We start from the raw sequence: 24,177 nt of genomic DNA, 5'->3' as shown, positions 1-24,177 counted from the left end.
TATTAGCCTCATTATAACTGATTTCTGACAATTTTGCAATTTCCCCGATAAAGTTTCGATAAAATTTTCATAAAATCACCTTATCTGTCCCACATTCCCATTCCAGACAACGCACCATTTTCCCAACAAGAGCCAGACCTATTCTATTATATAATAATACAGATCATACCCCCATTGCTGTCATTGATGATTTTCTGCAGCGTATCCTGCAGCTTCACCTGGCAGTCCTCAGTGAGCTGGGAGATCTTGGCCTGAATCCCGTCATCGACGATCTGGGCGATTGATTTTCCAAAAATATTGGTTTCCCAGATGCCTTCCTCACCTTTTCCAGCATTCTCCCGGATGTATCGGATCAAATCCTCTGCCTGCTGTTCATTTCCCACAATCGGCGCGATCTCAGTCTCAATCTGCGCCTTGATGAGATTGATGGACGGCGCCTGCGCTTTCATTTTGACTCCATATTTATTGCCGTGGCGCACCACCTGCGGCTCATCGAGGACGATCTCCCCGCGTTCCGGCGTGACAACCCCATAGCCCTTCTTGCGCGCCTGCGTGAGCGCCACGGATGCCTTTTCATACTCGCTCTGCATCGACGCCAACCGCTTCAAGGTCTGCATCAGCTGGTACTCGCCCTCGATCGGCATTCCCACATACTCGCTGAGGATCTGATAATAATGCCCGTCGTCCAGCTCGACCACCGCCTGAACGCTGCCATCATCCATTTTCATTGATACAATCCGGATCCGACGGATCGCTTCCCCGGTTTCCTCCGGCAGCGCCAACGCCACATCGCGCATATGTACCGTCCGATCCATCATCCCCCGGACTGCCTGTATGACCTCCGATTTAAGCCAATGGCTGTTTGGCAGAATCTCCAGCCATTTCGGAATCGAAAAATCGATCTCCGTGACCGGGAATTCCAGAAGCACCTGCCCCAGAATCTCCCGGATATCCTCGGCGCGCAACTGCTCACAGTTGACTGGGAGCACCTGCACCTCATATTTTTCGGTCATCCGGGCTGCCAGCGCCCGCGTCTCCTCCGAATATGGTTTCTGCGAGTTTAAAAGCACCAGAAACGGCTTTCCCAGTTTTTTCAGTTCCTGCACGGTCTTCTCTTCCGCCGGAACATAATTCTCCCGTTTCAACTCCCCAAAACTGCCGTCCGCCGTAACCACAAGCCCGATCGTCGAATGATCCGTGATGACCTTGCGCGTTCCCAGCTCGGCTGCCGCTGTAAATGGAATCTCCTCCTCATACCACGGCGTCCGCACCATGCGTTCTTTCTCGTTTTCAATATGACCGGCAGCGCCCTCCACCATGAAACCGACGCAGTCGATCAGGCGGACCCGCACCTCCACACCGTCCCCAAGCGAGAGCTTTGCCGCCTCTTTAGGGATAAATTTCGGTTCCGTTGTCATGATCGTTTTCCCCGCCGAAGACTGGGGAAGTTCATCCCGGGCGCGCTCACGGGCATGGACATCTTCCAGCCCCGGAAGGACGAGAAGTTCCATAAAGCGCTTAATAAAGGTCGATTTCCCTGTCCGAACCGGACCAACCACCCCAATATAGATCTCGCCGCCGGTTCGCGCCTGGATATCGCTGTATACATTAAAATGATCCATAAAAATACCCCCTTGGTCTGCTGATACAATGTATTCAGACCATAAGGGGGTTATGAATATTCCCATTTGGAAAGCTCCGGCTCACAGAACATTTTTATTCGCTCAGATAAGCCTTCTTCACTCTCTCATTATTCATCAGTTCTTTCGCATCACCGCTCAGAACGATATTGCCCGTCTCAAGCACATATGCTTTATTGGAAATGGAGAGCGCTTTTTTCGCATTCTGCTCGACCAGAAGAACGGTCACTCCGTCCTTGTTGATTTCCTGGATAATATCGAAAATCTCATTAACATAGAGTGGGGACAGACCCATCGACGGCTCGTCGAGAACGATCAGGCGCGGATGGCTCATGAGGGCGCGTCCCATCGCAAGCATCTGCTGCTCGCCGCCGGACAAAGTTCCGGCAAGCTGGTTCTTGCGCTCTTTCAGACGCGGGAAACGCTTGTAAATCATTTCGATCGTATCTTCAATTTCCTTCTTGTCATTTCTCGTATACGCACCCATTTTCAGGTTCTGGAGAACCGTCAGGGAAGCGAACACACGGCGCCCCTCCGGCACGTGGGCGATTCCCATTGATACCAGCTTATAGCCCGGTACATGGGTAATATCCGTTCCCTCAAATGTGATATTGCCTGCCTTGGACGGCAGCAGACCCGTGATCGTGTGAAGCGTCGTCGTCTTTCCGGCTCCGTTGGCACCGATCAGCGCTACCACATCGCCCTGTTCTACCTCAAAGGAAATTCCCTTGAGTGCCTGTATCACACCATAATATACCTGTAAATCTTTTACTTCCAGCATTGACATACGAAACTTCCCCCTATTCTCCCAGATATGCTTTGATAACTTCTGGATTGCTGAGTACTTCGCTGGTCGGTCCCTCTGCCAGCATATGACCGAAGTTTAAGACCGTCAGGCGCTCGCAGATACCGGAGACCAGCTTCATATCATGCTCAATGAGAAGTACGGTCATATCAAAATGATCGCGCACGAAACGGATCGTCTTCATCAGCTCTGCCGTCTCATTCGGGTTCATGCCGGCTGCCGGCTCGTCAAGAAGCAGAAGCTTCGGCTCGGTCGCCAGCGCTCTGGCGATCTCCAGCTTTCTCTGCTTGCCGTATGGGAGGTTCGATGCCTTATAATCAAACTCTTTGTCGAGGTCAAACACCTTCAAAAGCTCCATCGCGCGCTCATCCATCTCTTTCTCAACCTTGTAATAGGACGGAAGACGCAGAATGCCGCTCAGCGTAGAATATTTATGATGGTTGTGAAGACCAACCTTTACATTGTCAAGCACGCTCAGCTCCTTGAACAGACGGATATTCTGGAAGGTTCTCGCGATGCCTGCCTGATTGATCTGGATTGCCTTGTGACCGGTAATGTCCTTTCCATCCAGCAGAATCCGTCCGCCATCCGGCTTGTACACGCCCGTCAAAAGGTTGAAAATAGTCGTTTTACCAGCGCCGTTCGGTCCAATCAGGCCGTAGAGCTGTCCTTTTTCTATCGTGATGCTGAAATCATCGACCGCTTTCAGACCGCCAAAAGAAATACTTAAATTTTTTACATCCAGCATTGCCATGATTTACGCCTCCCCTTCTGTCTTCTTTTTCCGGAATGATGAAAAGATGCGCCCGCGGACCTCGATCGCCTTCGGACTGGAGGTCAAAAGCATCATTACAATCAGGACGACCGCGTAAATCAGCATACGGTAATTATTGAGGCTTCGAAGCATCTCCGGAAGCAGGGTTAAGATAACCGCCGCGATCATGGAACCACGGATATTTCCGATGCCGCCCAGAACCACAAATACAAGGATCATAATGGACATATTATAACCGAAGCTTTTCGGGGTCGCTGCCAGCGTCGCCAGGTTGTGTGCGTACAGAACGCCTGCCACACCGGCTAAGGAAGCAGAGATGGTAAATGCCATCAGTTTGTATTTCGTGATATTGATACCCACAGACTCTGCCGCAATACGGTTGTCGCGGATCGCCATGATCGCACGGCCTGTCCGGGAATTGATGATATTCAATACAATAAACAGGGTCAGGAGTACCAGGATAATGCCGATCGTAAAGGTCGCCGTCTTCGGTGTACCTGTGATACCCTGTGCACCCTTGATGATCACCTGACCGTCCGCTGCCAGCTTTAAGGAAGCTACATCTTTCATGGAAACGTGGATTCCGTTTCCGTCGATGCCGACGTACAGAACATTGATAATATTTTTAACGATCTCACCGAATGCCAGCGTTACAATCGCCAGATAGTCTCCTTTCAGACGCAGAACCGGAATACCGATGAGGATACCAAATACCGCCGCTACCGCCGCACCGACAAAGAGCGCCAGAATGAAGCGTACCTGGTTGCTTGCGATCAGATTTTTCATGGCATGATTAAAAAATGCACCTGAAAACGCACCCGCACACATGAATCCGGCATGACCCAGACTCAGCTCGCCGAGGATACCAACCGTGAGGTTTAAGGAAACCGCCAAAATCGTATAGGTACAAAGTGGAACCAGAATACCCTTTAAAAGACTGTTTACATGGCCGCCTGCCATCATAATCTGAATCAGAATGTAACAGCCGATTACAATCGCATACGTGATCGCATTCTGAATCCGAATTTTATTTTTATATGCGTTCATTTTAAACACCTGCACTTTCTCTTGCTTATTGCAGTTCATGCACCATCTTGTTTTCACACAGCACTTTCCGTTTCAAAAGTCCCCGGCATGAACCATCGTATAATTTTCTCTATTATACTTTCTCCGTCATCTTCTTGCCGAGAATACCGGTCGGGCGGACCAGAAGCACAATAATCAGGACAGAAAATACGATCGCATCAGAAAGCTGGGAGGAAATGTACGCCTTGGCAAGGTTTTCAATGATACCAAGCAGGATACCGCCGATAAATGCGCCCGGGATCGAACCAATACCGCCAAATACCGCTGCCACGAATGCCTTGATACCCGGCATGGAACCGGTGTACGGAGACAGGGACGGGTATGCCGAGCAGAGCAGCACGCCTGCTACTGCCGCCAGGGCGGAACCAATCGCAAAGGTTACGGAGATCGTGCGGTTTACATTGATACCCATCAAGGTTGCCGCACCGCGGTCCTCAGAAACCGCCAGCATCGCCTGACCCATTTTCGTCTTATTGATAAATGTCATCAGGGCAGCCATAATCACGATACAGCTTAAAATCGTCACGATCGTGACACTGGAGATCGAAAGCTTGCCGCCAGCCAGCTTTAATGCCGGTACAGTAATAACCGATGTAAACTGTCTCGCATTGGAACCAAAAATCAGAAGCGCCACGTTCTGGAGCAGATAACTGACACCGATCGCAGTGATCAGAACTGCCAGCGGTGACGCATCACGCAGCGGTCTGTATGCAACTCGCTCGATCGTAACGCCCAGCACTGTACACACAACCACCGAAGCCAGAATACCCACAACCGGAGAACCGCCCATCGTTGTGACAATCGTAAACACTGTGAAACCGCCTACCATGATGATATCGCCGTGTGCGAAGTTCAGCATGCGCGCGATGCCATAAACCATGGTGTAGCCCAGTGCAATGATCGCATAGACACTTCCCAGACTGATGCCATTGATTAAATAAGAAAGAAAACTCATATGTATACACCTACCTCTTTGTTTCTACGTTTTCGCATTTCCCTGTACACGCATTTCGCTGCACATGTTTACCTGTGACCGAATTTAGCAGAACAAGTATGACCGTCTCGCAGTCTGCAGAAAGCAAACACCTGGTTGCCGTCGCAGGCAAGCATGTGCAGTGAACCGTTTTAAAAAGAAAGCTGTTACTAAATGCCCGGCAGCCATCTGTGCCGCCGGACATCCAGTAGCAGTCCCATCAGAGCTACATACATATAGCCGCAACGGTTCTGAAGTTTTTAAATTTTTAATTACTGCATCATCTCATATTTGCCGTCTTTGATCTCTACAGCTTTCGGCGCTTTCTGCGGCTCGCCTTCTGCCGTCCAGTGCATCTCTGTACCGGTCAGACCATCGATCTGGATCTCAGTCATAGCTGTTTTCAGTGCATCGCAGATATCGGAAGTGCTCATATCCGGTGTGATCTCTGCCTTCTCTGCAGCTGCCTTAATTGCATATACGCCGTCGTAAGCATCTGCTGCGAACTGAAGCGGGTCGATGCCGTAAGCATCACGGTAAGCAGTTACGAAGTCCTGGCTGGACTCCTCGTCTACGGAGAACGGAGTCAGAAGCATCAGACCTTCTGCTAAGGACTTATCAAAGCCATCAACGCTCAGGATACCGTCCATACCATCACAGCCGAAGAACTGCGGATGGAAATCTTTATCGTTTGCCTGTTTCAGGATAACAGATGCCTCCTGATAGTAGATCGGCAGGAATACCAGATCAGCGCCGGACTCTTTTGCTTTATCAAGCTGTACGGAGAAATCGGTATTGTTATCAGATGTAAATGCCTCGCTGGCTACTACCTCCAGACCCTGATTCGGGGCCTCTGCTACGAAGGACTCGCGGATACCATCGGAGTACTCGCTGGAGCTGTCGTAGATGATAGCGATCTTGGTTGCCAGTTTGTGCTCGCCGATGTACTGAGCGGATGCACGTCCCTGATCCGGGTCAGAATAGCATACGCGGAATGCGTTGTCGCCGGAAATACTCTCAACAGCAGATCCGGACGGAGTCAGCTGGAACAGGTTATCTGCTGCTGTCTCTGCTACAACTGCGATACACGGCTTGGAAGTAACGGTACCAAGAAGCATCTGCATGTTCCAGTCTTTTAAGGTATTGTATGCGTTGATCGCCTTCTCCGGATCATTCTCATCATCCTGGAAGTTGAACGCTACCTGGTAACCATTGATACCGCCAGCCTTGTTGATCTCATTGATTGCCAGCTCAGTACCATTCTTTACAGCCTCGCCGTAAGCGCCAGCCGCGCCGGTGATCGGTCCGATGCCGCCGATTTTAAATACTTCGCCGTCAACTCCCTCTGCGCCCTGTGCATCTTCTGCTGCTGATTCAGAAGTGCCCGCATTTCCAGAACCGCCGCAAGCGGTCATAGACATCGCCATCATGGCCGCAAGCCCAAGACTAACTACTCTTTTTTTCATAATATTCTCCTCCAATTCTATGCTGCAATGGAATACAACAACTATTTGAATGAGGCAATTATAAATTTTACCCCTCTAATTGTCAATACAAAAACCACCTAAAAAAGAGGGAATTTAGCAGATTTTCAACTTTTTGCGCTAAATTCTCTCTTTTCCAGATCTTGTAGTTATATTAGATATTCTTACGGGTTATAGTAAACACTTTTTACAAGTTTTGTCCGCCTGACACAGACACCTGCATTTTCCAGAAAAACATAGTAGATCTCATTGCTATTTTTCCGAATTCTATCACTCAAATTCAGAAAAACGGCTGCCGTCTGAATTATCCTTCCCACGGAAGATCGCTCGATTCGATCCGCGGATCGCGCATCATCAGATCCGCCAGCGCCTCTTTCGGAGATTTTCCGTCAAACAGCACCTGATTGACCTGGGAAACGATCGGCATATCGCAGCCGTATTTCTGTGCCAGCAGAAGACCGGCTTTCGCAGAATAAACGCCCTCGACAACCATCTGCACTTCCTTCATCGCCTCATCCATCGTGTATCCCTTTCCAATCAGGATACCCGCCCGGCGGTTGCGGCTGTGCATGCTCGCACAGGTTACGATCAAATCACCGATGCCGGATAATCCGTAGAAGGTCTGCTGTTTTCCGCCCATTGCAATACCCAGACGGGCAATCTCCGCAATTCCGCGGGTGATCAGTGCCGCCTTCGTGTTATCGCCGCATCCCAGCCCATCCGCTGTACCGGCTGCCAGCGCAATGACATTTTTAAGAGCCGCGCCAATTTCCACGCCCAGCATGTCCGGGCTGGTGTAAATGCGGAACACCGGACTCATGAACACACTCTGCATGAACTCGGCAGTCTTTTTGCGGTGCGCCGCTGCCACACAGGTAGTCGGAAGTCCCCGGCTCACCTCCTCGGCATGGCTCGGTCCGGAAAGGACGGCTACCTCCGCCAGCGGAAGTTCCTCCTCGATGACCTGTGACATCGTCATAAGACTCTGCTCCTCGATTCCCTTCGCCACATCCACGACAATCTGACCGTAACGCAGGTATTCCTTCATCTTCGCCGCCGTACTGCGGACATAGACGGACGGAACCGCCATAATCAGCATATCCTTCTCCGCCATCGCGGTGCGCAGATCAGCTGTCATCTGGATCTGATCCGGAAGTACAACCTCCGGCAGATTTTTGTGCCGTCTGGTGCGGCTCATTTCCTGGATCTCTGTATCAAATGCGGACCAGATTGTCACATCCTGCCCATTATTGTTCAGAAGCACCGCCAGGGCTGTGCCCCAGGTTCCGGCTCCGATAATTCCTACTGCTGCCATCCTGATACCTCCCGACCTGCTTTTCTCTCTTCTTCTCTCTACAGGTCAATGTTATTTGGAAATTTTTATACATTCCCACTACTTATGACGTTACTGTTCATGCATACGTGCCCAGTAACGGAATTTGCCGTGGCTTCGCATTTAAATACGGCAAATTCCTGCTGCCACCACGTTTTCTTACGGCACTTTCGGTTCCAAAAGTGCCCACCTGTGAACAATTACCTTATGGCAACTATGTAAAGTGTTGCTAAACTTCTTTCATGATTTCTTCGCGCCCAGTTTGTTTTCTGTGCCGGACAACAGACGCCCAATATTGCTCCGATGGCGCCAGATCGCCATGCACATCAGAATCGCGCCCAGTGCATAGAACTGGATGCGGTTCGGCGTGCTTACCCGGTAGGAACCCATGCTCTCAAAGATCACAAGCTCTGCAAAAAAGGTGATCGACACAAGAATCGAACCAAGCGATACATAGCGGGTCAGGAACACCGTTACGGAGAAAATCACGAAACAGGTCAGCGTAATCCGCAGATCCATCGCTGTCATGATGCCCGCCATGCAGGCAATTCCCTTGCCTCCCTTGAATTTCAGGTAAAACGGGAAATTGTGACCGAGTGTGACTCCCAGACCCGCATACAATGCAAGAAGATCCACATCCGCATTTCCCTTAAACAGCAGACGGCAGACTGCCATTGCAAACACCGCCTTGAAAAAGTCCCCTAAAAATACGATCGCGCCCGCTTTCTTTCCCATCACACGCAGGACGTTCGTAGAACCGGCATTTCCGCTGCCGTACTGGCGGATATCCATATGATTTGCCTTTCCATACAGATAGCCGGACTGGATCAGACCAAAGATATAGCCAATCACAATACAGATGAGACGTTCCATTATTGATCCTTCCCCTTTCTCTCGCGGATCAGGAATTTTAAGGAAGTTCCCTTGAATCCGAATGCGTCACGGATCTTGTTCTCGAGATACCGTGTATATGAGAAATGCATCAGTTCCTTATCATTGACAAACACAACGAATGTCGGCGGTTTGACCGCTACCTGTGTCATATAGTAGAGCTTTAAACGCTTGCCCTTGTCAGACGGCGGCTGCTGCAGTGCCACTGCCTCTGCCAGGATCTCATTGAGAACGCCGGTTGCAATACGCAGTGTCTGATTTTCGCGCACCATGTCGATCATCTCAAACAGCTTATTCATACGCTGTCCGGTCAGTGCGGATACGAACACGAACTCCGCATACGGAATAAAGGACAGAACGGTCTTAATCTTATTGGTGTACTCATAAATAGTCTTATCGGTCTTATCGATCGCATCCCATTTATTTACCACGATGATAATACCTTTTCCACGCTCATGTGCGATACCGGCAATCTTTGCATCCTGCTCGGTTACTCCCTCTTTCGCATCGATGACCATCAGAACCACATCAGCCCTCTCAACCGCCGTTACGGTACGGATGATGCTGTAGCGCTCCAGCTCCTCCTTGATCTTGCTCTTGCGGCGCAGACCTGCCGTATCGATAAAGACATATTCGGTACCGTTGCGGACAATCTCTGTATCGACTGCATCGCGGGTCGTACCGGCGATATCCGATACGATGACGCGGTTCTCGCCCAGAAGCTTATTTATAATAGAAGATTTACCTACGTTTGGTTTTCCGACAATCGCCACTCTCGGACGGTCATCCTCTTCCTCGTCACCGCTTCCCTCCGGGAAATGTGCCACGACTTCATCCAGCAGATCGCCCAGTCCCAGACGGGAGGCTGCCGAGATCGCTACCGGATCACCGATACCGAGGTTGTAGAACTCATAGACATCATTGCCAAATTTCGCCGGATTGTCTACTTTATTGACCGCCAGAACAACCGGTTTTCTCGATTTACGCAGCATATCCGCCACCTTGGAATCCGAATCGGTCATGCCCTGACGCACATCTACGATAAACAGGATCACATCCGCCGTCGCGATCGCGATCTCCGCCTGCTCACGCATCTGGGACAGGATAATATCCTTCGTATCCGGCTCGATACCGCCAGTATCGATCAGGGTAAAAGCATGGTCTAACCAGGTACAGTCCGCGTAAATACGGTCACGCGTTACACCTGGAGTATCTTTTACAATCGAAATCATATCGCCCGCAAGGACGTTGAAAAGGGTGGATTTTCCCACGTTTGGACGTCCAACGACCGCCACCACCGGTTTCTTTTTCATATTTATGCCTCCATTTATTTTCATGCTCCGCAGCTGGTTTGTAAATCCACAGCTGCTATTTTTATTGTCCAGTTACTTGTTTCATTCATTGTGATGCATTTCACATCCAGACGCTTTCTTTCTGTGTGTCCGAAAGCACGTTTTCCTCTGTATTTCCAGCCATCACGTTTCTTTCTCATCCTCCAGATCTGAGTCTTCCTCTTCAAAACAAACGACTTCGTCCGGGGCATCCTAATCCAGGTCTTCCGGCTCATATGCGTACACCTGTACGCCATCCAGATCTTCTTCCTGCCAGTTATCATCCATCTGAGCGGCAAATTCCTCCGGATCCGGCTCATACTCGCCATGCCTGGAGCTTTCCTCCTTCACAGGAGCCAGAATTGCTTCCACAAAATCACGTCCGCTTGATTTTACAATATCCACCGGAACTTGTAAAGCATTTTGTACATCCGTGCGGGTCAGATCATCCAGAAATGTCTCCTCGCCGCTTCGGAACATGGCGCTTGGAAGCAGCAGGCGGCTGCCAAGCGGCTGTTCCTTTAACTGTGCAATCAGATCCTTTGCCGTGATCAGCCCCGCCACCGTGATCCGCTCACCAAAGAAGTCATTGCGGATCGCATATACATGTACCTTTTTCCCCGGGAACTGGCGGCACACGCGCTCTACATACTGCTCAATATACGGGGCAGCCAGCCGTCCCGTTGCAATCGAAATCTCCTCCGGGCACACCTCGCCAGCCTCTCCCGGATGCAGCTGCTCCAGCGCCTCGGCTATCTCCTCCTCCATCAGGCGAATCATGCCGACCCCATTTTCCAGCTGGATATAGCCATCATAGCGATCCGCTTCCGGAAGCGGGCGCCCGGCGCCCATGTAAAACTCATCGCTGGCGTGAATGAAGTGAATACCGTGTTCCGCATAGATCTTCTTCTGCCATTTCTCTATCAAATCAATGGTATCGCCCAACTGCTCCGGTGTAAACGGCTCAAGCGGATACAGACCATCGCGGTACTTCGAGAGACCGACCGGCACGACCGAAACACTCTGCATCGCCGGAATGTATTTCGTCAGATCACGGATCGAACGGTCTAACTCCGCCCCGTCATTGACGCCCCGGCATAAAACGATCTGACCATTCATCGGGATATCCGCCTCATACAGGCGGTCGATTTTCTGGAGTGCCTCACCGGCAAAGCGGTTATGAAGCATCTTGCAGCGCAGCTCCGGATTCGTCGTCTGCACTGAAATATTGATCGGCGCCAGCTTAAACCGGATAATCCGCTCAATATCCTTATCCTTCATATTCGTCAGCGTGATATAGTTGCCCTGCAGGAACGAAAGTCTGGAATCATCGTCCTTAAAATACAGTGTCTCACGCATGCCCGGCGGCATCTGGTCGATGAAACAGAAGATGCACTTATTCCTGCAGGAACGATAATCGCTCATCAGACCATTTTCAAAGGTAATCCCCAGATCCTGATACTCATTTACGATATCCAGTTCCCACTCCTCGCCGTTCTTCTTGCGGACCAGCAGCGTAATCTCCTCACTGTTTATCTTATATTCATAATCAAAAATATCCTCTATCTCATCTCCATCGATCGTCAGAAGGACGTCCCCCGGCTCCAGCTCCATTTCCTCCGCAATCGAGCCCGGATCGACCGATTTTATCAGATGACCTTTTTTCATTTATAAAATCCTCATTTCAAATATTTTTAAACCCTAAGAATCCAGTATTATATTAACAGTAATCAGCTTTTTTGTAAAGTTGTGCTTCTGATTCGCAGATGTGGATTTTTTCAAAAGCAAGCCAAATATTTGATTTTTTTTGTAATTTTCTCATTTGCTATTGACGTTTCTTATCGTAAAATGGTATAAAATAGTTGTATTATGTCCTGCAAATGGCAGACAAACTTGTACGCTCTGCCCGCATGCATCGAAGGACCTACACTGTTTGGAGGTATAATCATGTCGAATGACTACGTGTTTAATGACACGCTTCCGGTTGCGCCGCTTAAAATTGCCGCACTGGAGAGCTGCCGGGATCTGGCTGAGAAAGTCAACTCCCACATTATCAATTTCCGCCGCAACGATATTGAAGTCCTGAAAAAACGTCAGGAAAATTTACAGTACCGCGGCTATGATGCTGATTCCTACATGCTTGACTGCGCGTGCCCGCGTTTCGGAAGCGGTGAAGCAAAAGGCATCGTCAATGAGTCTGTCCGTGGTACCGATATTTACGCCATGGTCGATGTAACCAACTACAGCCTGACCTACAAAATGAGCGGATTTACCAATCATATGTCCCCGGACGACCATTACCAGGATTTAAAACGTATCATCGGCGCATCCATTGCTACCGCACATCGTGTCAATGTTATCATGCCGTTCTTATATGAAGGACGCCAGCACAAGCGCAGCGGTCGTGAATCCCTTGACTGCGCGATGATGCTCGAAGAACTGATTCAGATGGGCGTAAGCAACATCATTACTTTCGATGCACATGACCCGCGTGTACAGAACTCCATTCCGTTAAGCGGTTTTGATAATTTCATGCCGACCTACCAGTTTATCAAGGCATTACTGAACCATGACAAAACCTTAAAGATCGACAAGGACAACCTGATGGTTATCAGCCCGGACGAGGGCGCTATGTCCCGCGCCGTATATCTGGCAAACAACCTGGGTGTTGACATGGGTATGTTCTACAAACGCCGCGATTACTCCCGTGTTGTCAATGGACGTAACCCAATCGTTGCCCATGAGTTCTTAGGTTCTTCCGTTGAAGGAAAGACCGTTCTCATCATCGATGACATGATCTCCTCCGGCGAGAGCATGCTGGACACCTGCCGCGCCCTCAAAGAGCGCAAGGCAAAACGCGTCGTTGTATGCGCTACCTTCGGTCTGTTCACCAACGGACTTGAGAAATTCGACGAATTTTTCGCAAAAGGTTACCTCGACTGCGTCGTAACCACCAACTTAAACTACCACACGCCGGAACTTCTTAAACGTGACTGGTATGTAGAAGCTGATATGAGCAAGTTTATCGCTGCAATCATCAACTCCCTGAACCATAACGTATCTCTGGAGAACGCACTGACTCCGACTGCGAAGATCCAGAAGCTGATTAAGCGGTATAACGAGGGACAGATGTAATGAGAATTGACGGCTGATAAACGGCTGTAAATTTCAAAAAACTCCTGCATACACAGATGAATGTTCATTCTGTGTATGCAGGAGCTTTTTCTAATTAATCTACTCAAACCGCGATTTGCAATTCAATCCATCCCCATCACAAATTCACCTTCTCCCAACCTCTCTCCAAATACCCATTCATCTTCCGTTTCAGTTCCTGATTCTCCTCCGCCTCCAACAGCGGATCTTTATCCATTAATTTCTTCACTTCATCCGAAACTGCCTTCAATATATCTGCATCTGCAAATATATCCGCTAAATGGAATTCGAGATCACCGCTCTGGCGGACGCCAAATAGGTCGCCGGGACCGCGCAGTTTTAAGTCTTCGGAGGCGATGTAGAAGCCGTCATTTGACTTATTGAGAATATCCAGCCGCTTTCCGGCGTCTTCCTCGCCGGAGGCGTTGACCATGATGCAGTAGGACTGATCTTTTCCTCGACCGACACGGCCGCGGAGCTGATGGAGCTGCGCCAGACCGAAACGCTCGGCATTTTCGATCATCATAACGGTAGCATTCGGGACATTGATTCCGACCTCGATGACCGTGGTGGATACCAGCACATGAATCTCATTTGCCGCAAATGCTTCCATGATCGCATTTTTTTCTTTTCCCTTCATCTTTCCGTGCAGATATTCCACCCGGATCGACGGGGACAGGGCGCGGCGCAGCTCTTCGGTATAATCGATGACGTTCTCTGCCTCCAGCATCTCGCTCGGCTCGACCATCGGGCAGATGACGTATGCCTGACGGCCGGCGCGGACTTCATTTTCGATGAAACGGTAGGCATTCGGGCGAAATTCACGGTTCACGACACAGTTCTTGATCGGCTGCCGGTTTGCCGGAAGTTCATCGATGATGGAAATATCAAGATCCCCATATAAAATAATCGCCAGCGTCCGCGGGATCGGCGTCGCACTCATGACAAGCACATGCGGCTCGCCGCCTTTTTTGCTCAGCATTTCCCGCTGTGCCACTCCAAAACGGTGCTGTTCATCCGTGATTACCAATGCCAGATTGTCGTACACCACTTTTTCCTGAATCAGCGCGTGGGTTCCAATCACGATATCTGCCTCATGATTTTCAATCGACTCTCTGGCAAGCCTTTTTTCCTTCGCTGTCATCGAACCGGTCAGAAGCACCGGACGATATGTGATTCCCAGCGACGCAAACAATTCGGTCATCGACTCGTAATGCTGGCGCGCCAGTACCTCTGTCGGTACCATCAGCGCCCCCTGATATCCATTTGCCGCCGCCTGCAGCAACGCCAGAATCGCCACAATCGTCTTACCCGAACCAACGTCGCCCTGAATCAATCGGGTCATGATATGCCCGCCGGACAAATCGGCGTACACCTCCCGGATTACCTTTTTCTGTGCCCGGGTCAGAGCATATGGGAGGCGCTCTTCCACCGACGCCATTTCCCCGGAAAACGTAAATGGATATGCGCTCTTTTTATCTTCTTTTTTGTCTTTGAGCAGGCGCACCGACATCAGGAACATGAAAAATTCATCAAACACAAGACGTTTCCGGGAAAACATCAGTTCTTCCCGGTTTGCCGGAAAATGGATGTGCTCCAGCGCATAGTTGATTTCCGCCAATCCGTACTTTTCCCGCAGACCAGCCGGCAGATATTCCCGTTCCATCTGGCGCATCGTGAGGGCTTCCGTGACTGCCTTTGCGATCGTCTTATTGCCAAGTCCCTTCGTCTGTCCGTAAACCGGCTGCATAGACGACACGACTTTCGCATACTGTTCCGGGCGGTAGATCTCCGGCTGCTCCATCGTAAGTCTTCCCCGTTTTTTTACCACACGACCACGGAAAATAAAGCGTTCCCCCGCCTTGAGCGTCCCGCGCAGATAGGGCATATTGTACCATGCCAGCGCCAGTGTGCCTCCGCTGTCCCGCAATCCAGCCGTCGTAACCTGCAGGCGCGCTCCATACCGCACCACATCCGCCGTTTTTGCCAGGATTCCGCCGACTGCCGCGATCGTATCTTCCTTCAGTTCCGCGATCGGCTGCGGTTCCTTAAACTCGTCATAAGCACGCGGATAATAATGAAGCAGTTCTTCCACCGTTTCCACGCCTATTTTTTGAAATAGCTTTGCCGTCTTTTCACCGATGCCCTTGACAGCGGTTATATTCTGCTGTTCCATTTATCTCCTCCTGCTTTTCAGAATATTCTCCGGAAAATCAGCCACGCGGACAGTTACCGGACAAAAAATCCGGGAATACATTGGAATGAAAGAGAGGCAGGACGCAGGGATCTCTCCCCTGACCTGCCTCATTTCATACTTATGAATTATTTTGTTTTATACGTCAAATGTTTTATCTGCGCTATCACATAGAAAATTCATTTTCTCGTTATCTGCATTTTCTCAGCCAATAGTGCAGATTCATTTAACGCATTTCAATCACTTTAAACGACCTAAATCTACTCTACCGAAATCATATAATAGTAAATCGGCTGCCCGCCATTCTGGCATTCAAATTCGCAGGATGTAAATTCTTTGCGGGCTTTCTCACAGAATGCCTCTGCGTCCTCTTCCGTGACATCCTCACCATAATAGATCGTCACAAGCTCAGACTCATCATCTACCATCTTACGAAGTGACTCCATCGCGGTCTCCTCGATATTCTTGCCAACTGCCAGCATGCCGCTGTCGCCGATCCCCATGATATCGCCCTCTGCGATCTCCATACCATCGATCGATGTATTGCGGACCGCGTAGGTAATCTGACCGGTCTTAACGTGGCTCATCTCCTCAGTCATCTGTTCCATATTTTCTTCCGCCGTCAGATCCGGAGCAAAATTAATCAGCGCCGTGATACCCTGCGGAACCGTCTTGGACGGAACTACATATACCTTGGTATCTTCTGACAGGCTCTTTGCCTGCTCTGCCGCCAGAATAATATTTTTATTGTTCGGCAGAATGTAAACTGTCTCGGCATGGACTTTTTCGATTGCTTCCAGCATATCCTCCGTACTCGGATTCATCGTTTGTCCGCCCTCGATGATATAGTCAGCGCCGATACCCTTGAAAATCTCAAAAAGACCTTCTCCGACCGATACGGCGATAAATCCATATTTCTTGCGTGGTTCTTCCTTCTTCTCTTTGGCTTCCTCTTCTGCCTTCTGCTGTGCCGCCAGACGTTCGGAATCTTTGATCAGTTTCTCCTGATGTTCCTCACGCATATTGTCAATCTTGATGCGGGACAGGGAACCGTAGGTCAGTGCTTTCTGAATCGCCAGACCTGGATCGTTTGTATGAACGTGAATCTTGACAATATCATCATCTGCCACAACTACCAGGGAGTCGCCGATCGTGCTCAGATAATCTTTCAGTTCCTGCTCTGTCGTCTCATCCGCCGGTTTTTCTGCATTGATAATAAATTCCGTACAATAACCAAAACGGATATCCGCTGCCTGCGTGCTTCCGGCGCCTGTTGCTGTTTTTGCCGCTCCATTTCCCGATACAGACGGAGTAACTGCCGCGTCGATATCCACGACTTTTCCTTTTAAGCCCTCAATACAGCCCTTGATAACCTGAATCAGACCCTGTCCGCCAGAATCCACTACACCTGCCTCTTTCAGAACCGGAAGCATCTCCGGTGTCTGGCTTAAAACATACTCGCCGTGCTCCAATACTTTCTCTGAAAATTCAAGTACGTCCTCTGTCTGCGGTGCCAGTTCTGCCGCTTTATCCGCCATTCCCTTGGCAACAGTCAGAATCGTACCTTCCTTCGGCTTCATAACTGCCTTATAAGCTGTCTCCGTCGCACGGTTAAATGCGTCTGAGAGAACACTCGTCGTAATGACATCTACCGTCTCAATCTCTTTCGTAAATCCGCGGAAGAGCTGTGAAAGGATAACGCCGGAATTGCCTCGTGCGCCGCGCAGGGAACCGGAGGAAATCGCTCTCGCCAGCGCCTCCATCGTCGGATTTTCAACGGCTGCCACTTCTCTGGCGGCTGACAGAATCGTCATCGTCATGTTCGTACCGGTATCTCCATCTGGAACAGGAAATACGTTCAGCTCATTGATCCATTCCTTGTTGGCCTCCAGGCCCTTTGCTCCAGCCAGAAATGCATTCTTTAACATCCCGGCATCTATATAATTCATGCCCACAGGGTTTGTTCCTCCTTAATCTATCACTCTTACGCCTTCAACATAAATGCTGATTTTCTCAACCTTCATGCCAGTAAACTCTTCTACTTTATATTTTACACTCTCGATCAGGTTGTCCGCAACGGTAGAGATGCTGACCCCGTATGCCACGATTACGTGGAAATCGATGCTGAGTGCATTGTCCTTGATGGCTACGTTGATGCCGTGTGTCAGGCTTTCTCTTTTAAGCAGTCTTACCAGACCATCTTTCATACTGACAGCCGCCATGCCAACGATACCGAAGCATTCTACTGCTGTCGTTCCGGCGTACATTGCAATTACTTCCGGATCGATCTGGATCGAACCCATTTTATTGTCGATGCGTCCTTTCATATTGACAGCCTCCGTTTCTTTCCTTGTTTTTGTTTGATTCGAATTTTATGCCATGATTTTTACGGGCTGGACATGCGGAGCCGGAGCGGCTCCTGTGTCGGCGCGTGGGATGAAATATATGCGTCTCTCTACCCCGTCATGCAGCTCGATTCCGCTTCGCTCCATCTCGCTCACGGGCTTCGCCCTATGGATAAAAATGTCTGAAATACGGCTTATGTGCAAGCACAACACCGTTTTTCAGCCTTTTTTATCCGCATGACTCATGGCTTACGCGTATATTATACACCACCCACGTTAAAAAGGAAATAGAAAATAGACATCTGTCGAAAACTTTTTTTATTTTTTTTGGTTTTTCACTTGCATATTTTCCTATTTTCTGCTATTATACCTTTGTTATGGATTTTAATAGGAAGTCCAATGATCGGTTAAGGAGGTGCTACGATGGCTAAGTGTGCAATCTGCGAGAAAGCTGCTCATTTTGGTAATGCAGTGAGTCATTCACATAGAAGATCTAACAAAATGTGGAAAGCTAACGTTAAGTCTGTTAAGGTTAAAACTAATGGCGGAGCTCAGAAGATGTATGTATGTACTTCTTGCTTAAGATCCGGTTTAGTTGAAAGAGCCTAAATCGAGTTTAACTGGCCTCAGGTGTCTGCCTGAGGCTTTTTTCTTGTCCTTAGCATAATGAACGACAACAAATGTTGGAAATATGCTTTTTGAGCACATTCCAACATTTTATATAAAACCTTTCCTTCAAAACACCTTAAAACAAGTTCAGCAGCGTTCCATACAGCTTCTCATTTCCCATCACCACCAGCGCCAGTTCTTCTTTTGCCTCGCTGAGCTGATAAAAAAGATGTCTCACATCGCGCTCTGTCGAGCGCAGATATCCCATTTCATCATAATAATAGCGCCCATCCAGCCGATGCACCATGCGATCGACTTCTCGCGTATGGCGAGATTGTATTTCTACGGCAGAATCGGATGGCTTTTCCGGTTTTTCCTGCCAATCGGATTCCTGGCACTCATATCCCTGACGAATGTAATCATTCAGCAAATTAGCTGCTTCTGACTCATCGTTGGCATAAACCACCGCGACATGGGGATAGCGCCGCATTCCGCGTCCGTGCGGCAGGTGCATCATATTTTGTATAAAATAGGAAAGTTCTGCATTCGCACGGATCCGATTCGTCAGGTGGAATGTCTGGATTCCCGGCTGCTCCCCCAAGAGCTTTATTGCACCCAGATCCAATTCTTCCGGCGAAATCATATCCTCACAGTTACTGGAAAAAATAACCGGACGCGTTTTGCCGATCTCCAGCAAAATTTCCAATGTATTGGGCGACAGAAGGTGTGCCTCATCTACTAAGATCGCGCTGTATGCTTCAAACCTGATTTCCGCTCCCGTTTGAACACTATCCTCCGCCAGGTACTCCACCCGCCGCAGCCGCTCATGCAGCACCTTCCACTCTTTTCCCGCTTCACCGCAGTGGATCATGCACACCCGCTGCCGCCCGGAGAGTTTCATCGCAATATCATATAAAAGCAGCGTTTTGCCCGTCCCCGGAAGACCGGTAAACCAGAAATATCCCGTCCGGTCTGCCCGGATTTTCTTTAAAATCTGGCGTTCAATATCCCTCTGCTGGTATGTCAGGAAATATTCTTTCTTTAAGAACCGTCCCGGCTCTGTAAGCGGCGAAATCAGGTACAGCTCCGCCTGAAACAAGTCTTCGATATCGCCTGGATAATCAGCACTCTCCTGCTGCAAATCCCGGCAGAGCTGTTCCCAGTCCGCCTCCACAATGCGGTCATGATTCGTCAGACGCACCAGGCGGTTCTGACTGCTAATATAAGTGTACGAACGAATCGGCTTTCCCAGCGCCGCCAGATAATACCGGTTCTGTATGAGCTGCTTGCGGATCGCCTCATCCGACACCTGTCCGCTCTTTAATTCAATATTTAAAATCTGTTCTTCCTTGATCTGAAGCAGATCAAACTCTTTTCCCAGTCTCGGAATCTGAAAGGAATAGAAAAAACGCAGTGCGTACACCGCCTGTATATGTCTCTCCAACTCCGAAACCAGCGCTTTCATGCTGTCCAGCTCCCATTCCCGTATTTTCAGAAACACATCCCGCCCCGAAAGCTGTCGTTCCAGCTTTTGAAGGTATTCCGTATTCTGATTTCGGGTAATCGTGTAAATAGAGATTGCTTTCATACCACCTGCGTTCCTTTTCGCCCTTTCCAAACTTTATAGATCCCTCTTTTTGCCGCAGCACTCCATGAGCGCCGCTACCACCTTATCCATCTGCAGTGGTTTTGCCAGATGCACATTCATCCCAGCTGCCAAGCACTGCCTGGCATCCTCTTCAAAGGCATTTGCCGTCATGGCAAGAATCGGAATCTGCCTTGCATCCGCCCGCGGAATCGCCCGGATCGCGCGTGTCGCAGCCAGACCATCCATCACCGGCATCATCACATCCATGAGAATCGCATCGAACGTCCCCGGACGTGCCGCCTCAAAGCAGTCTAATGCCTTCTTCCCGTTCTCCACAATCGTGACATGGGCACCCGCATCGGTCAGAAGTGTCTCCGCGATGTCTGCATTCAACTCATTGTCCTCCGCCAAAAGCAGCTTCAAACCGTGAATATCTCCTGACGGCGCTGCTTCCTTAACCGGGAACTCCTCCGGCGGCGGTGCAATCTCAAATGGAATTTCCACCACAAACGTCGTTCCAATGCCGACCTCACTCGTCACCTCGATGTTTCCGTGCATCTGTTCAATCAGCCCTTTGACGATCGTCATGCCAAGCCCAGTTCCCTGGTAAACACTACGCGCATCATTTTTCTCCTGTGCAAACGGGTCAAAGATGTGATCCAGAAATTCCTGGCTCATGCCAACTCCCGTGTCCGAGATCGTCCACCTATAGACGCACCAGCCGTCCCGTACATCCTGCGCCTCCACCCTGGTACTGATTTTTCCGCCCGGACGATTGTATTTGATGCAGTTTCCATAAATATTCAGGAAAATCTGGCGCAGATGGAGCTGGCTGCCATAAATATACGGATACGGAATCTCCGCTTTTCCTTTATCATACTCCCATTGAATGCCCGCATCTACCGCGCGCTCGATGATGATGCTCACGATATCGTGCGTCATCTCTGCCAATGAAATATAATCATGTGCCAGAATGATCTTTCCCTCTTCCAGCTTGCTCATCTGCAGCACATCATTGATGAGGGACAGCAGATGCCCCGCCGCCACCTGCATTTTCCGGTGATTTTCCATCAGCATCTCCTTATCATCAAAATGTGCCTCATCGATTTTCAAAAGACCGATAATACCATTGAGCGGTGTCCGGATATCGTGACTCATGCGGCTTAAGAAATCTGTTTTCGCCCGGTTTGCCGTCCGCATTTCATCAAATGCCGCCTGCAGGCGCGCGTGCTCCTGTTCATCCCGCGCGTGCATCTGCGACGTATCCTGCAGAAGAATGATCGCATGAACCACCGGCATCTCACAAGAAAGCTCCGTATCAAACACGATCGTCTGCGTCATCAGAACTGTTTTCTGTACCCAGCAGATCGTGCCATCTTCCTCCTGGATACAGTATTCCACGGAAATATGTTTCTCCCCTGCCTCAAACCGCTTCAACAACTTAGCCGGATCATCTGCCAGACGATAGCTTCCCAAGGTCTCCTGGGTGACCATCTTCATATATTCACTGCAATAATCACGGTAAGAACACGGCAGCGGATAGTCCATAAATAGCTCCCGGCATTCCTCGTCTTTTCCATTCAAGACAACACTCTTCTCCAGAATATCCTTTGTCAAATTAACTGTATATATCATATCCGACAGATCCAGGAGTGCATCCACATAGCTGTCATTTTCCAGAATCGACTGTTTGAGCTGTTCATAATAAAGCGTCAGCTGTTCCTTCGCATCTGCCCGCCCTTCTGAACTTTTCCGGATCGTCTCAAATGCCAGCAGGAAATGATGCAGCTTTCCTTCCTCATCCCAATCTACCGGGATCAGCGTCAGGCGGCTGTAGAGTCCCTGACCGTTGGTGTCATACTGCAATTCGAGTAGATCTCCCTCCGCCTGCAGCTTCCCGGAAAGCTCTGAAACCTGCAGGCTCTGGCGGATGTTGGCGCGGTCAGCACGAGCCACCCGTTCCGCTACTATCTGCTCCGCCGCACCGGAATAGCTTCCGTCTGACGCCAGAAAGAAATCAGCACTGGCACGGAGTGCCCGGTAGGTATCCATGTGCGCGTCGCAGTAGAGACAATCCGAAAAGTTTCTCCCGTACCGGTTTAAAAGCTTGAGCAGGTGGAAATCCAGCCGTTTTTCCGCTGCCGCTTCCTCGCGCTTTACATGGTTTTTGTTGATATACATATTTTTATCGGCAAAACTGAAAAGCTCCCGCATCGTGCTGCCCGGAAAATCACTGGCAAGTGCATACCCGACCGCATAGCTGAGCGGCATATCCGGATATCCCTTTGACTCCTCTGTCATCGCCTCCCGCACATGGGTGAGGCATTCCCGCATGGCCTCCTCATCCAGACCATGCGTAACGGCAATAAATTCATCGCCGCCGTCCCGCCCTACGAACTGTTCCGCAGGCATGGACGCGCGCAGGCAGACGGCGAACCGCCTGATGTAGGCATCCCCCGCCTCATGCCCCATGCTGTTGTTGATTCGGCGGAGATTATTCAGGTCAAAACTGCATACTCCCACATTCTCTGCCGCCGGTTCCGGATCATCCAGCAATTCTTCGCATTTATTCTTATTGGGAAGTCCGGTCGCCTTGTCCAAATACACCTTTTTCTGCAGCGCACGGTTCATCGCCGCAAAGCGCACCGCCTTGATAAATTCATATCCAATCAGAAGCATCAGAACAATAATATCAATCGTGATATATTTTTCAATTACCGTCAGCGAGGATGCCTTCCTCTGGGAATACGCCTCCGCCAGTCCCGTCGCCTCATCACAGATTTCAAAGAACCGCTCGCTCTTATCAATGATCTCTGTATTCTCATAGCCGACTTCTCGGACACGCAGGATTTCATAGTGAAGCGCGGCAAAGTACTCCTCCAACTCCTGCATCTTACTCTGAAACGCCCCGTCATCAAGGCGCACCAGACCCAGTTCGCCATTGCCATTTCGCAGACCGTCGACGAAGGCCTCAATATCCTGAATCATACCATCCTCCGGCTGACCGGAAATTTCCAATTTAATGATACGCTGTGTCTTTCCGCGCACCAGTCCCGCATAATTGACCACACGCGCCGTTCCCTGAATACTGGAGACAATTCCCATCATCACGATAATCAGTGCCGCCAGCACAACCGCCAGCACGCCGATGCAGATCTGTATTATGTTTGAAGTCTTTTTCTTCTTACTCTTATTCGCATTCTCGGAATCCATCGCTCCGTCCTCCCGTGAAAAAGAATGTGCCTTGGCACATTCTCGCGCCAAGCGCGGTCGCTTGCAACATGTTTCTGCTTCGCGCGAGTGCGCATCCTCGCGGAGCGTTTTTTGTTTCATAGGACATAATTTCCCATGAAACAAAAACCCTGGCACGCCCGTTTTCCTGCACCTGCCATCTTGTTATTTTACATCTTATATCCCAGAAAGCATCCATCCTCATGCGACTCAATCCGCCCGACCGCCTGCAGATACGAATAAATAATCACCGTCCCGGCAAACTTCATCCCACGCTTTTTGAGATCTGCCGACACTGCATCTGAGAGCGGCGAGCTGACCTTGCCTGTCTCATGAATCACCGCGTCTCCTGTCCAGTGAGTCAGATACGCGTCAAAACTCCCATATTCATTCTGAATTTCCCGGAATATCCGTGCATTCGTGACAGCGGCATGAATTTTCAGCCGGTTATGTACAATTCCCGGGGCGGTCCGGAGTGCTTCCTCCTTCGCCTCGTCGTAACCGCACACCTTGTCCAGGTCAAATTCATCGAACGCGGCGCGGAACGCCTCCCGCTTATTGAGAATGCACTCCCACGAAAGCCCTGCCTGAAAGCATTCAAGGATCAGCATCTCAAAGAGCTTCGCATCATCCCGAACCAGCTTTCCCCACTCCTCGTCGTGGTAACGGATATACAATTCATTCTTTGGATTCGCCCAGCGGCAGCGGTGTTTTCCATCGTGCCATTCCATGTTTTTCT

The 24,177-nt window shown here is 49.8% G+C and carries 18 protein-coding genes; 2 read left to right on the top strand and 16 right to left on the bottom strand.

All coding sequences use genetic code 11. The annotated features are described in order from the left end of the window. Positions 1–146 precede the first annotated feature (146 nt). The 10 genes from spoIVA to DXC57_RS00540 form a co-directional block, all read right to left on the bottom strand. Positions 147–1,622, bottom strand: a complete 1,476-nt coding sequence (gene spoIVA / locus DXC57_RS00585; RefSeq protein WP_106999830.1) for a stage IV sporulation protein A — start codon at positions 1,620–1,622, stop codon at positions 147–149. A gap of 94 nt (positions 1,623–1,716) precedes the next feature. Beyond that, positions 1,717–2,427 (bottom strand): ABC transporter ATP-binding protein, encoded by a 711-nt coding sequence (locus DXC57_RS00580; RefSeq protein ID WP_022359704.1) that lies wholly within the window; start codon positions 2,425–2,427, stop codon positions 1,717–1,719. A 13-nt stretch (positions 2,428–2,440) separates the two neighbouring features. Next, positions 2,441–3,199: an ABC transporter ATP-binding protein gene (locus DXC57_RS00575; RefSeq protein WP_022359705.1), complete on the bottom strand. Its 759-nt coding sequence runs from the start codon at positions 3,197–3,199 to the stop codon at positions 2,441–2,443. Positions 3,200–3,202: 3 nt separating this feature from the next. Further along, complete coding sequence (locus tag DXC57_RS00570; protein ID WP_106999829.1) at positions 3,203–4,267, bottom strand: branched-chain amino acid ABC transporter permease; 1,065 nt, start codon at positions 4,265–4,267, stop codon at positions 3,203–3,205. 112 nt (positions 4,268–4,379) lie between these two features. Then, positions 4,380–5,261, bottom strand: coding sequence for a branched-chain amino acid ABC transporter permease (locus tag DXC57_RS00565; protein ID WP_022359707.1), 882 nt, complete (start codon positions 5,259–5,261; stop codon positions 4,380–4,382). Positions 5,262–5,551: 290 nt separating this feature from the next. Further along, the gene (locus DXC57_RS00560; protein ID WP_118472306.1) at positions 5,552–6,745 is read right to left on the bottom strand and encodes an ABC transporter substrate-binding protein; all 1,194 of its coding nucleotides are present in this window, start codon (positions 6,743–6,745) and stop codon (positions 5,552–5,554) included. Between the two features lie 322 nt (positions 6,746–7,067). Next, positions 7,068–8,078 carry an NAD(P)H-dependent glycerol-3-phosphate dehydrogenase gene (locus tag DXC57_RS00555; protein ID WP_118472305.1) on the bottom strand — a complete coding sequence of 337 codons (1,011 nt, stop codon included), beginning with the start codon at positions 8,076–8,078 and terminating at the stop codon, positions 7,068–7,070. A 258-nt stretch (positions 8,079–8,336) separates the two neighbouring features. After that, positions 8,337–8,969 carry a glycerol-3-phosphate 1-O-acyltransferase PlsY gene (plsY, locus tag DXC57_RS00550; protein ID WP_022359710.1) on the bottom strand — a complete coding sequence of 211 codons (633 nt, stop codon included), beginning with the start codon at positions 8,967–8,969 and terminating at the stop codon, positions 8,337–8,339. After that, entirely contained in the window at positions 8,969–10,300 is a 1,332-nt protein-coding gene (gene der, locus DXC57_RS00545) for a ribosome biogenesis GTPase Der (protein ID WP_118472304.1), read from the bottom strand. The genes plsY and der overlap by 1 nt, the downstream gene beginning before the upstream one ends. Before the next feature lie 231 nt (positions 10,301–10,531). Further along, positions 10,532–11,986, bottom strand: coding sequence for a DUF512 domain-containing protein (locus DXC57_RS00540; protein WP_118467626.1), 1,455 nt, complete (start codon positions 11,984–11,986; stop codon positions 10,532–10,534). A 279-nt stretch (positions 11,987–12,265) separates the two neighbouring features. On the opposite strand from DXC57_RS00540, the gene DXC57_RS00535 reads away from it, so the two are divergent. After that, positions 12,266–13,453, top strand: coding sequence for a ribose-phosphate pyrophosphokinase (locus DXC57_RS00535; RefSeq protein WP_022359714.1), 1,188 nt, complete (start codon positions 12,266–12,268; stop codon positions 13,451–13,453). Positions 13,454–13,589: 136 nt separating this feature from the next. On the opposite strand, the gene recG is transcribed toward DXC57_RS00535, so the two are convergent. From recG to DXC57_RS00520, 3 genes are all read right to left on the bottom strand, one after another. Beyond that, positions 13,590–15,647 carry an ATP-dependent DNA helicase RecG gene (gene recG, locus DXC57_RS00530; RefSeq protein WP_118650697.1) on the bottom strand — a complete coding sequence of 686 codons (2,058 nt, stop codon included), beginning with the start codon at positions 15,645–15,647 and terminating at the stop codon, positions 13,590–13,592. Positions 15,648–15,925: 278 nt separating this feature from the next. Further along, on the bottom strand, positions 15,926–17,620 hold the full coding sequence (locus tag DXC57_RS00525) for a DAK2 domain-containing protein (RefSeq protein ID WP_118650695.1): 1,695 nt from the start codon (positions 17,618–17,620) through the stop codon (positions 15,926–15,928). 15 nt (positions 17,621–17,635) lie between these two features. Continuing rightward, a complete protein-coding gene (locus DXC57_RS00520; RefSeq protein WP_022359718.1) occupies positions 17,636–17,992 on the bottom strand; it encodes an Asp23/Gls24 family envelope stress response protein in 357 nt (118 codons plus the stop codon). 441 nt (positions 17,993–18,433) lie between these two features. On the opposite strand from DXC57_RS00520, the gene rpmB reads away from it, so the two are divergent. Then, positions 18,434–18,619: a 50S ribosomal protein L28 gene (gene rpmB, locus DXC57_RS00515; RefSeq protein WP_003504147.1), complete on the top strand. Its 186-nt coding sequence runs from the start codon at positions 18,434–18,436 to the stop codon at positions 18,617–18,619. Between the two features lie 136 nt (positions 18,620–18,755). Here rpmB and DXC57_RS00510 read toward each other — a convergent pair whose 3' ends face one another. The 3 genes from DXC57_RS00510 to DXC57_RS00500 all read right to left on the bottom strand — a co-directional run bounded on the left by DXC57_RS00510 (position 18,756) and on the right by DXC57_RS00500 (position 24,169). Continuing rightward, complete coding sequence (locus tag DXC57_RS00510; protein ID WP_118637427.1) at positions 18,756–20,207, bottom strand: AAA family ATPase; 1,452 nt, start codon at positions 20,205–20,207, stop codon at positions 18,756–18,758. Between the two features lie 33 nt (positions 20,208–20,240). Then, complete coding sequence (locus tag DXC57_RS00505; protein ID WP_118650693.1) at positions 20,241–23,420, bottom strand: ATP-binding protein; 3,180 nt, start codon at positions 23,418–23,420, stop codon at positions 20,241–20,243. Between the two features lie 188 nt (positions 23,421–23,608). Next, positions 23,609–24,169, bottom strand: a complete 561-nt coding sequence (locus tag DXC57_RS00500; RefSeq protein WP_118293668.1) for a DNA-3-methyladenine glycosylase I — start codon at positions 24,167–24,169, stop codon at positions 23,609–23,611. Positions 24,170–24,177 lie beyond the last annotated feature (8 nt).

This window comes from Clostridium sp. TF06-15AC (assembly GCF_003481165.1).
Classification (GTDB): domain Bacteria; phylum Bacillota; class Clostridia; order Lachnospirales; family Lachnospiraceae; genus Otoolea; species Otoolea fessa.
This window is presented reverse-complemented; position numbering and strand designations above follow the sequence as displayed.